Below are 11600 nucleotides of genomic sequence, written 5' to 3'. Positions count from 1 at the left end.
TATATCTATCATACATAGGGGGTATTTTTTGTAGACTTATTACAAACGATTCAATAGATTGTGGATACAATTCTTTTGATACTGATACTGATTGTTGTGATTGCACTTGGGCTTGGCGCAGACTTAGTTCAAGTTGCCCGTGCGATGATGATGAGTGTCGGATGTATTATGGCCCAACAATGTCATACGAATGACTGTCCTGTGGGAGTAGCGACAACTGTTCCAGATAAAGAGAAAGGTTTAGTTGTTGAAAGTCCTACACAAATTACAGCGAAACACTTATTATATCGTACTGAAAATGGTGAGATTATTACTGGTGAACAGTACGTGAATAGAATGTATAAACCTTTAAAAGAAGCGGTTTAAATGGTAAGCGATAAACTCAATTTGGGTTTATCGCTTTTACTTTTACTTTATTTTTTAAAATGATTTCTGAATTGTGTTTAAATTAAATTTGCATATCAAGATATTGTAAGGGTAAATGAAGTAGTGAGGTGAAGGATATGGATTTAACATTTCTTAAGGATGATACGCTTTTAGCTGCAAAAAACTTACTCGGTAAAAAAATTACTACGGAAATAGACGGCAAGCTTACAAGCGGATATATTACTGAAGTAGAAGCCTATTTAGGAGAACAGGATAAAGCAGCACACGCTTACCAGTTACGTCGTACGAAGAAGAATGAAATGATGTATCGAGAATACGGTGGTGTATATGTTTATACGATGCATGGACATCACTGCATGAATTTTATTACACGTGATGCTACAATACCAGAAGGAGTATTGATAAGAGCGATTGAACCTGAAGAAGGGATAGATACGATGATTGAGCGTCGTGGCAGAGCAGTAAATTTAACTGATGGTCCAGGGAAACTAACACAAAGTTTAGGCGTTAAGCGCGATTTACATAATGGCACACGGTTAAATGAAGGACCTATTCAGTTATCAGAAGGTAGGATGCCAGTGCAAATAATAGAAAGCAAACGTATCGGAATCGATAATAAAGAAGAAGCAGTAGAATATTTATACCGATTTACCGTAAAGGGCAATCCTTACGTTTCAAAAGACAGAGTTAAACCTGAAGAGAAAAATGGCTGGAAAGCATAAAAAAAGCAGTCATATGACTGCTTTTTTAATAATCGATATTTTCGTTTACTATCGTAATCTTTTTGTCTTCTTTATGATATTTATAGAAACTATGAGTGATGCGATCGAGATGTTCTAGACGGTCTCGATAATCAAAAATAGTCCCGATTACAATTAAAACATGTTCCTTACTATATTCAGGTAATTGTTGTTGTTCAATTTCTCTCAAGAAAGCATCAAGAATATTTTCTTTAAATGCTTCATTGATCATATAATTTTCATCAATTTTTGTTGCGGGAACTTTCTTAGTTACGCGCATTAAAATTTCTTCATGAATCGTCATTAATTCATCGAGTTCAAATTTAATCTGAACTTTTAAATCTTCTGGTAAGTTAATTACATCATTTTCATAACGGTGTAATTTACGTAAAACATCATGTGCACGTCTAGTTGCTAAAATAATTTCTTTAAAGATAATTTTTTTTCTTAAGTTACGAATACTTCCTTTTTTTGAGTAAGCACGTTCTTCTTTATATAGATTATATTGTTCCTCTACTTTTTCAATTCTGCTTCGAATATCATCGATATCACGTTTTACTGCATGAAATTCTGTAGATCCATTAATTTCAAGTCGTATCCACTTAAAAATATCGCTACTGATGTTCAGACAATTATAATACATCTTCGTTTCAAACTTAGGTGGAAAAAACAATGTATTCACCACAAAGGCACTTACCACGCCGATCATAACAAAAGTGAATCGATAAATAGCTGATAAAAAGAAAACACCATCTTGATGATCCATTATGATTAACTGTGTTACAACAGCGAGACCCGTCACATGAGATAAGTTTAATTTTTGTAATATAGAAATTAATATAATGGATGTAATACCGATAATGATAATATGGAATCCGAATAAATGCGCCATAATTACTGCTAATATTGCACCGATAATGTTTCCTTGAAACTGTTCGATGATCGTCTTAAATGATCGATAGACGTTGGGCTGCATAGCAAAAAGTGCTGAAATTCCAGCTACAATTGCACCAGGTGCATCAATTGCATGTGCAATGAATAAAGAAATGATAATAGCGATGCCGGTTTTAAAAATACGTGCGCCTAATTTCATTTGATAGCTCTACCTCATTATTTGGTTGATAGTACACTTATACATGAATTTCAATTATTTTTCAACCGTCATTGACATAAAAGCGTTTTCTACAGCTTTTAATGTATCTTGAATATCTTGTTCAGTATGTTCAGTTGTGATAAACCATGCTTCATATTTCGATGGTGCTAAGTTAATACCTTGGTTCAGCATCAATTTAAAGAACTTGGCAAACGCTTCACCGTCAGTGTTTTCTGCTTGTTCATAGTTGACAACTTTTTCATCGGTAAAGTAGATGGTCATTGCACCCATTAAACGGTTGATTGTGGCACGAATATTATATTTATCGATAAGCGCTAACATACCGTCCTCCAATATTTTACCGAGACGATCTAGTTCTTCGTAGACACCATCTTGCTTAATGACTTCAAGTAACGCGATACCTGCCTGCATACTTAATGGATTACCTGCCATCGTACCTGCCTGATATGTTGGTCCGAGTGGTGCCACATGCTCCATAATGTCCTGACGGCCACCATACGCACCGATTGGTAATCCTCCGCCGATGACTTTACCAAATGCTGTTAAGTCGGGTTTTACACCTAAAAGATCCTGAGCACCACCATACATGAAGCGGAACGCGGTAATTACTTCATCGTAAATCACTAAAGCACCATGTTCATGGGCGATATCATTTACTGCTTGTAAAAATCCTTCTTTAGGTTCAACGATTCCAAAGTTACCAACAATGGGTTCAACAAGGACGCCAGCAATCTGATCGCCAAAGTGATGGAATGCTTCTTTAAATTGTTCAATATCATTAAATGGAACAGTAATCACTTCTTGTGCCACACTTTTTGGTACACCTGCAGAATCGGGCGTTCCGAGTTGTGACGGGCCACTACCTGCAGCAACTAGTACTAAATCAGAGTGTCCATGATAACAGCCGGCGAATTTAATAATCTTATCACGCTTCGTGAATGCGCGTGCTACTCGGATTGTTGTCATTACTGCTTCAGTACCAGAGTTTACGAAACGGACCTTTTCTAAAGAAGGAATTGCTTCTTTTAGCATTTCAGCAAACACAACTTCGTGTTCAGTCGGCGTTCCATATAACACGCCATTTTCAGCTGCACGCTTAATCGCTTCAGTAATATGAGGATGCGCATGTCCTGTAATGATTGGTCCATATGCGGCTAAATAATCAATATATCTATTACCGTCAACATCATAGAAGTAAGCACCTTCACCACGAGCCATCACTACCGGAGCACCGCCGCCAACTGCTTTATATGAACGCGATGGAGAGTTAACCCCACCAAGGATCGCTTCATTTGCGCGTTTTTGTATTTTTTCAGAATTTGTAAAATTCATTTTATCAACCTCTTTTTGTTTAGTATTTTCGTCTACTAGTCTATCATAGAGTTAATAAAAATTTGATTAGGAGGATTAAAATGTTGAAAATTGGAGATAATTTACCTGCATTTGCACTGGAAAATCAAAATGGAGAAGTAGTAACGAATGAATCGTTATTAGGACAAAAGACGGTATTATATTTTTATCCGAGAGACAATACACCGACATGTACAACACAGGCGTGTGATTTTAATGATCATCTGGAAGATTTAAATGAACTGGGTGCGAAAATTTATGGTGTGAGCGGTGATAGTAAAACGAAACACACGAATTTTATTAAGAAGCACAATTTGAAATTTGATTTACTTGTTGATGATAGCTATCAGTATTCAGAAGCACTTGGTATTTATCGTTTGAAAAAATCATTTGGCAAAGAAGCGATGGGAATTGTAAGAACTACGATTATTCTGGATGAAGATAACAAAGTTATTGCATATTTTGATGGTGTTAAGGTGAAACAACAAATGGAAGATATTCAGTCGGTTTTACGATAAGGAGAGAAAGTTATGAAAGTGATTTCTACGATTAATCTAAAAGAATTGATAGACGAATTAGCAGACCAATATCCAGAACACCAATTTATCCAGCGTGAAGGATTTGATCGTTTAACAAATGAGGATATTCAAACGATGGAAGTCATCATTACTTATGATTCTAAGTTGAATGAAACAATCATCAATAAAGCGAAAAACTTAAAATGGATTGCATGGTATGCGGCAGGTGTTAATAAATTGCCATTATCACTTATCAATGACAAAGGAATTATATTGACCAATGCGCGTGGTGTGCATAAAATCCAGATTTCTGAGTACATATTCAGCTATATTATGACTGATTATAAAAATGTTATTTCTTACTATGAATTACAGCAAGAAAAAGGATATAAAACAAAGATTCGTCAAAAAGAGTTATTTGAACAGACGATTACCTTTATCGGAACAGGTGAAATCCCGCAATATGCAGCACATATCGCAAAAGCTTTCGGCATGAAAGTAATTGGTCTTAATACAGATGGTAGAGGTATCACAGGATTTGATGAAGTATATGCAATAAAAGACAGAGAAAAAGCATTTGCTCAGTCAGATATTATCGTCAATGTATTGCCTGAGACAGAGAAGACAATAGATTTACTAACGATAGAAGATTTTCAGGCGATGGGTGAGGATGCTTTATTTATAAATGTCGGAAGAGGAACAGTTACAAAAGAAGAAGTACTTATTAAAGTCTTGCAGGATAAAGTTATAAGAAAAGCTTGTTTAGATGTATATTACAATGAACCACTTGAACCGACAAATTCCCTTTATGCATTAGACAATGTTATTATGACACCGCATATTACTGGGAACAGTGTTCATTACAACCGACGAGCTACAGAAATCTTTAAGAAGAATTTGTCTGTTGGCATAGAAAACGAAGCGGATTTTGTGAATAAAGTCGATGTTTCAAAGGGATATTGAGCTCATCGATAACAGCATTAAATAAACAGGATACTTAGGACTAAAATTGCATCCCGAAATTGCCTATTTGACATTTTTGAAAAAAAGAATGTAAAATAGAATTAATATAAAGTAGGAAAGGGGTGTTATGATGTCAGCTGAATTGAATATGGAACATATGCTTGACGATGCGATTCAAAGTTTACGAAAAACTGGCGTGAGAATAACACCGCAAAGACAGGCAGTACTTAGATTTTTAATTGAATCTAATAGTCATCCTACTGCCGATGAAATATATAAAGCGTTATCTCCACAGTTTTCGAACATGAGTGTAGCAACTGTCTATAACAATTTAAAAGTTTTTAAAGACAGTGGTTTAGTTAAAGAGCTCACATATGGAGATGCAGCAAGTCGTTTTGATTTTGAAACAGATAATCACTATCACGTTATATGTAGTGAATGTGGCAAGATTACTGATTTTCACTATCCAAGACTTGATGAAGTAGAGAATATCGCTCAACATATTACTAGCTTTGCAGTGACTCATCATCGTATGGAGATTTATGGTGTATGTCCAGAATGTATGAACAAAAAAGGAAATCGCAAATAGCGATTTCCTTTTTTAAATATTTAATTTACTACAAGTTACTATCATTATTAGCTGCTTGTTTCTCTTTTTCTTCTAATGCTTTACTTTTTCTTGCATTGTTATAATCTTCATTAAATTCTTTTCCTTCTAATGCAGGATCTAACGTAAGTGGCTGATTGCAGTTTGCACAAATATCAGCACGACCTAACATTTTGGTATAGTGGTCACAGTTTGGACATCGCACCTGAATGGTCTTCGTTGAAAGCATTCCAATCCAGAAATAAACTACGAAACTAATTAAGAAAAGAATCGTTCCTAATAATAAGAACAGAGAAAAGATTAGTTGACTATGGTAAAAGTAAAAAATTGCAGAACCGATATACATTACGATCATTGCCAGGAAGATTAAGCCGAGTGCCCATGAACGGATACGGTTAATCTTACTTGTCGGTTTTTTATTGAATAATTTCAAACCATCATCTCCTATATAATACTGAAAAGCATTATATCATATTAATAAATGATTATCTCTCTTAACTGTATATTCTTTATTAAAGAACGAAAGAAACAGATAGAATAAGTACTATGATAAGATAGTATCATTAAAGGAATTACTATAGTCTACATTAAAAGACTAAATAAAGATAAAAAAAATTAATAAAAGGTATTGACGAAAGCAATCCATCTTGATAAGATATAAAAGTCGCTGAAAACAAGCGATGCACAGCTTTAAGACATTGAAAATAACAAAGTGAAAAAGTGTAAAACTTGCACTTGAAACTATGTTCATATCGATGTAATATAATAAAGCAAGAAAGATTACTACTTGAAACGAAATGAACATTCAAGTGTAAAACTTCTTAAAAATAAGTGTTGCAAAGAGTTGAGGGTTATGGTAACATTAATTCTTGTAACGCGAAAAAATGAACATTGAAAACTGAATGACAATATGTCAACGTTAATTCCAATAATTTGAGTGAACTTAGTTCACTCCCAAGAGTGATTGCCATAAGCAATCAAAGAGCATTATCAAACAAACTATTATGGAGAGTTTGATCCTGGCTCAGGATGAACGCTGGCGGCGTGCCTAATACATGCAAGTCGAGCGAATTGACAGAGGTGCTTGCACCTCTCGATTTTAGCGGCGGACGGGTGAGTAACACGTGGGTAACCTACCTATAAGACTGGGATAACTTCGGGAAACCGGAGCTAATACCGGATAATATTTAGCTTCGCATGAAGCAATAGTGAAAGACGGTTCTGCTGTCACTTATAGATGGACCTGCGGTGTATTAGCTAGTTGGTGAGGTAACGGCTCACCAAGGCAACGATACATAGCCGACCTGAGAGGGTGATCGGCCACACTGGGACTGAGACACGGCCCAGACTCCTACGGGAGGCAGCAGTAGGGAATCTTCCGCAATGGACGAAAGTCTGACGGAGCAACGCCGCGTGAGTGAAGAAGGTTTTCGGATCGTAAAACTCTGTTGTAAGGGAAGAACAAGTACGTTAGTAACTGAACGTACCTTGACGGTACCTTACCAGAAAGCCACGGCTAACTACGTGCCAGCAGCCGCGGTAATACGTAGGTGGCAAGCGTTATCCGGAATTATTGGGCGTAAAGCGCGCGTAGGCGGTCTCTTAAGTCTGATGTGAAAGCCCCCGGCTCAACCGGGGAGGGTCATTGGAAACTGGGAGACTTGAGTACAGAAGAGGAGAGTGGAATTCCATGTGTAGCGGTGAAATGCGCAGAGATATGGAGGAACACCAGTGGCGAAGGCGGCTCTCTGGTCTGTAACTGACGCTGAGGTGCGAAAGCGTGGGGATCAAACAGGATTAGATACCCTGGTAGTCCACGCCGTAAACGATGAGTGCTAAGTGTTGGGGGGTTTCCGCCCCTCAGTGCTGCAGCTAACGCATTAAGCACTCCGCCTGGGGAGTACGGTCGCAAGACTGAAACTCAAAGGAATTGACGGGGACCCGCACAAGCGGTGGAGCATGTGGTTTAATTCGAAGCAACGCGAAGAACCTTACCAAATCTTGACATCCTTTGACAACTCTAGAGATAGAGCTTTCCCCTTCGGGGGACAAAGTGACAGGTGGTGCATGGTTGTCGTCAGCTCGTGTCGTGAGATGTTGGGTTAAGTCCCGCAACGAGCGCAACCCTTATCTTTAGTTGCCATCATTAAGTTGGGCACTCTAGAGAGACTGCCGGTGACAAACCGGAGGAAGGTGGGGATGACGTCAAATCATCATGCCCCTTATGATTTGGGCTACACACGTGCTACAATGGATGGTACAAAGGGCAGCAAAACCGCGAGGTCAAGCAAATCCCATAAAACCATTCTCAGTTCGGATTGTAGTCTGCAACTCGACTACATGAAGCTGGAATCGCTAGTAATCGTAGATCAGCATGCTACGGTGAATACGTTCCCGGGTCTTGTACACACCGCCCGTCACACCACGAGAGTTTGTAACACCCGAAGCCGGTGGAGTAACCTTTTAGGAGCTAGCCGTCGAAGGTGGGACAGATGATTGGGGTGAAGTCGTAACAAGGTAGCCGTATCGGAAGGTGCGGCTGGATCACCTCCTTTCTAAGGATAATTACGGAAATCAGACTTCTAAGTCTGATAGGGATTAACATTGACATATTGTATTCAGTTTTGAATGTTTATACATTTAATGGGCCTATAGCTCAGCTGGTTAGAGCGCACGCCTGATAAGCGTGAGGTCGATGGTTCGAGTCCATTTAGGCCCACCATTATAAATATTCTTTTAAATCAATACCTTTATGGGGGCTTAGCTCAGCTGGGAGAGCGCCTGCTTTGCACGCAGGAGGTCAGCGGTTCGATCCCGCTAGTCTCCACCATTAATTTTTGAACATTGTACTTTGAAAACTAGATAAAGTAAGAAGAAATAAAAGATTTTACCAAGCAAAACCGAGTGAGTTCATTTTTGAATTCTTAAAAAAATCGCGCGTCTGCATTTATGCAGACATCACAATTATTAATAACAGATTAAGTTATTAAGGGCGCACGGTGGATGCCTTGGCACTAGAAGCCGAAGAAGGACGTTACTAACGACGATATGCTTTGGGGAGCTGTAAGTAAGCTTTGATCCAGAGATTTCCGAATGGGGAAACCCAGCATGAGTTATGTCATGTTATCCATATATGAATACATAGTATATGAGAAGGCACACCCGGAGAACTGAAACATCTAAGTACCCGGAGGAAGAGAAAGAAAACTCGATTCCCTTAGTAGCGGCGAGCGAAACGGGAAGAGCCCAAACCAGAGAGCTTGCTCTCTGGGGTTGTAGGACACTCAATACGGAGTTACAAAGGAACAGTTTAGACGAATGACTTTGGAAAAGTCAGCCATAGAAGGTAAAGGCCCTGTAGTCGAAAAGTTGTTCTCTCCTGAGTGGATCCTGAGTACGGCGGAACACGTGGAATTCCGTCGGAATCCGGGAGGACCATCTCCCAAGGCTAAATACTCTCTAGTGACCGATAGTGAACCAGTACCGTGAGGGAAAGGTGAAAAGCACCCCGGAAGGGGAGTGAAATAGAACCTGAAACCGTGTGCTTACAAGTAGTCAGAGCCCGTTAATGGGTGATGGCGTGCCTTTTGTAGAATGAACCGGCGAGTTACGATTTGATGCAAGGTTAAGCAGTATATGTGGAGCCGTAGCGAAAGCGAGTCTGAATAGGGCGAATGAGTATCAGGTCGTAGACCCGAAACCAGGTGATCTACCCATGTCCAGGTTGAAGTTCAGGTAACACTGAATGGAGGACCGAACCGACTTACGTTGAAAAGTGAGCGGATGAGGTGTGGGTAGCGGAGAAATTCCAATCGAACCTGGAGATAGCTGGTTCTCTCCGAAATAGCTTTAGGGCTAGCCTCGTGTGATGATTATTGGAGGTAGAGCACTGTTTGGACTAGGGGCCCCCCTCGGGTTACCGAATTCAGACAAACTCCGAATGCCAAATAATTTAACACGGGAGTCAGACTGCGGGTGATAAGGTCCGTAGTCGAGAGGGAAACAGCCCAGACCACCAGCTAAGGTCCCAAAATATATGTTAAGTGGAAAAGGATGTGGCGTTGCCCAGACAACTAGGATGTTGGCTTAGAAGCAGCCATCATTTAAAGAGTGCGTAATAGCTCACTAGTCGAGTGACGCTGCGCCGAAAATGTACCGGGGCTAAACATATTACCGAAGCTGTGGATTGTCCTATGGACAATGGTAGGAGAGCGTTCTAAGCAGCGTCGAAGCATGATCGCAAGGACATGTGGAGCGCTTAGAAGTGAGAATGCCGGTGTGAGTAGCGAAAGACGGGTGAGAATCCCGTCCACCGATTGACTAAGGTTTCCAGAGGAAGGCTCGTCCGCTCTGGGTTAGTCGGGACCTAAGCCGAGGCCGAATGGCGTAGGCGATGGATAACAGGTAGATATTCCTGTACCACCTAAGATTGTTTGAACGATGGGGGGACGCAGTAGGATAGGCGAAGCGTACTGTTGGTTATGTACGTCCAAGCACTGAGACTGAGTATTAGGCAAATCCGGTACTCTTAAGGTCAAGGTGTGATGGGGAGCGAAATTATAGTAGCGAAGTCGTTGATTTCACACTGCCAAGAAAAGCCTCTAGTTAGAAATTAGGTGCCCGTACCGCAAACCGACACAGGTAGTCAAGATGAGAATTCTAAGGTGAGCGAGCGAACTCTCGTTAAGGAACTCGGCAAAATGACCCCGTAACTTCGGGAGAAGGGGTGCTTTTTAGGGTGCAAGCCTTGAAGAGCCGCAGTGAATAGGCCCAAGCGACTGTTTATCAAAAACACAGGTCTCTGCAAAACCGTAAGGTGACGTATAGGGGCTGACGCCTGCCCGGTGCTGGAAGGTTAAAAGGAGTGGTTAGCATTAGCGAAGCTACGAATTGAAGCCCCAGTAAACGGCGGCCGTAACTATAACGGTCCTAAGGTAGCGAAATTCCTTGTCGGGTAAGTTCCGACCCGCACGAAAGGCGTAACGATTTGGGCACTGTCTCAACGAGAGACTCGGTGAAATCATAGTACCTGTGAAGATGCAGGTTACCCGCGACAGGACGGAAAGACCCCGTGGAGCTTTACTGCAGCCTGATATTGAAATTCGGCACAGCTTGTACAGGATAGGTAGGAGCCTTTGAAGCGTGAGCGTCAGCTTACGTGGAGGCGTTGGTGGGATACTACCCTGGCTGTGTTGACTTTCTAACCCGCACCACTTATCGTGGTGGGAGACAGTGTCAGGCGGGCAGTTTGACTGGGGCGGTCGCCTCCTAAAGAGTAACGGAGGCGCTCAAAGGTTCCCTCAGAATGGTTGGAAATCATTCGCAGAGTGTAAAGGCACAAGGGAGCTTGACTGCAAGACCTACAAGTCGAGCAGGGTCGAAAGACGGACTTAGTGATCCGGTGGTTCCGCATGGAAGGGCCATCGCTCAACGGATAAAAGCTACCCCGGGGATAACAGGCTTATCTCCCCCAAGAGTTCACATCGACGGGGAGGTTTGGCACCTCGATGTCGGCTCATCGCATCCTGGGGCTGTAGTCGGTCCCAAGGGTTGGGCTGTTCGCCCATTAAAGCGGTACGCGAGCTGGGTTCAGAACGTCGTGAGACAGTTCGGTCCCTATCCGTCGTGGGCGTAGGAAATTTGAGAGGAGCTGTCCTTAGTACGAGAGGACCGGGATGGACATACCTCTGGTGTACCAGTTGTCGCGCCAGCGGCATAGCTGGGTAGCTATGTATGGACGGGATAAGTGCTGAAAGCATCTAAGCATGAAGCCCCCCTCAAGATGAGATTTCCCAACTTCGGTTATAAGATCCCTCAAAGATGATGAGGTTAATAGGTTCGAGGTGGAAGTACAGTAATGTATGGAGCTGACGAATACTAATCGATCGAAGACTTAATCAATTTTATAGATTTTTTGCACG

The 11600-nt window shown here is 41.1% G+C and carries 7 protein-coding genes, 2 tRNA genes, 2 rRNA genes and 1 pseudogene; 9 read left to right on the top strand and 3 right to left on the bottom strand.

Annotation, left to right across the window (positions count from 1 at the left end; genetic code table 11):
- Positions 1 to 93: 93 nt before the first annotated feature.
- A pseudogene (locus tag HT586_RS09965) lies at positions 94 to 366 on the top strand (glutamate synthase-related protein); the annotation flags it as partial.
- A 137-nt stretch (positions 367 to 503) separates the two neighbouring features.
- Complete coding sequence (locus HT586_RS09960) at positions 504 to 1109, top strand: DNA-3-methyladenine glycosylase (protein ID WP_133354939.1); 606 nt, start codon at positions 504 to 506, stop codon at positions 1107 to 1109.
- Positions 1110 to 1134: 25 nt separating this feature from the next.
- On the opposite strand, the gene HT586_RS09955 is transcribed toward HT586_RS09960, so the two are convergent.
- Both HT586_RS09955 and HT586_RS09950 read right to left on the bottom strand, forming a co-directional pair.
- The gene (locus HT586_RS09955; RefSeq protein WP_111746438.1) at positions 1135 to 2220 is read right to left on the bottom strand and encodes an FUSC family protein; all 1086 of its coding nucleotides are present in this window, start codon (positions 2218 to 2220) and stop codon (positions 1135 to 1137) included.
- A gap of 54 nt (positions 2221 to 2274) precedes the next feature.
- Positions 2275 to 3573: a glutamate-1-semialdehyde 2,1-aminomutase gene (locus HT586_RS09950; RefSeq protein ID WP_203545708.1), complete on the bottom strand. Its 1299-nt coding sequence runs from the start codon at positions 3571 to 3573 to the stop codon at positions 2275 to 2277.
- A gap of 80 nt (positions 3574 to 3653) precedes the next feature.
- Here HT586_RS09950 and HT586_RS09945 point away from each other — a divergent pair, with 80 nt between their 5' ends.
- From HT586_RS09945 to perR, 3 genes are all read left to right on the top strand, one after another.
- Positions 3654 to 4109, top strand: coding sequence for a peroxiredoxin (locus tag HT586_RS09945; RefSeq protein ID WP_203545707.1), 456 nt, complete (start codon positions 3654 to 3656; stop codon positions 4107 to 4109).
- A 12-nt stretch (positions 4110 to 4121) separates the two neighbouring features.
- Positions 4122 to 5072, top strand: a complete 951-nt coding sequence (locus HT586_RS09940; RefSeq protein ID WP_203545706.1) for an NAD(P)-dependent oxidoreductase — start codon at positions 4122 to 4124, stop codon at positions 5070 to 5072.
- Positions 5073 to 5202: 130 nt separating this feature from the next.
- The gene (gene perR / locus HT586_RS09935; protein WP_096075961.1) at positions 5203 to 5661 is read left to right on the top strand and encodes a peroxide-responsive transcriptional repressor PerR; all 459 of its coding nucleotides are present in this window, start codon (positions 5203 to 5205) and stop codon (positions 5659 to 5661) included.
- Positions 5662 to 5689: 28 nt separating this feature from the next.
- Here perR and HT586_RS09930 read toward each other — a convergent pair whose 3' ends face one another.
- Positions 5690 to 6112, bottom strand: a complete 423-nt coding sequence (locus HT586_RS09930; protein ID WP_096075962.1) for a YgzB family protein — start codon at positions 6110 to 6112, stop codon at positions 5690 to 5692.
- A 568-nt stretch (positions 6113 to 6680) separates the two neighbouring features.
- Between HT586_RS09930 and HT586_RS09925 the strand changes: the two genes are divergently transcribed.
- From HT586_RS09925 to HT586_RS09910, 4 genes are all read left to right on the top strand, one after another.
- Positions 6681 to 8234 (top strand): 16S ribosomal RNA (locus tag HT586_RS09925).
- 90 nt (positions 8235 to 8324) lie between these two features.
- Positions 8325 to 8401: transfer RNA gene (locus HT586_RS09920), tRNA-Ile, on the top strand.
- Between the two features lie 32 nt (positions 8402 to 8433).
- Positions 8434 to 8509: transfer RNA gene (locus HT586_RS09915), tRNA-Ala, on the top strand.
- A gap of 146 nt (positions 8510 to 8655) precedes the next feature.
- Positions 8656 to 11580, top strand: a 23S ribosomal RNA gene (locus HT586_RS09910).
- The 16S and 23S rRNA genes sit together here with 2 tRNA genes alongside, the layout of an rRNA operon.
- The last annotated feature ends 20 nt before the right edge of the window (positions 11581 to 11600 follow it).

Origin of the sequence: Macrococcoides bohemicum, from assembly GCF_016865215.1 — a bacterium.
GTDB lineage: Bacteria > Bacillota > Bacilli > Staphylococcales > Staphylococcaceae > Macrococcoides > Macrococcoides bohemicum.
The sequence above is the reverse complement of the archived record's forward strand: the minus strand, read 5'-3'. Positions and strand labels throughout refer to the sequence as shown.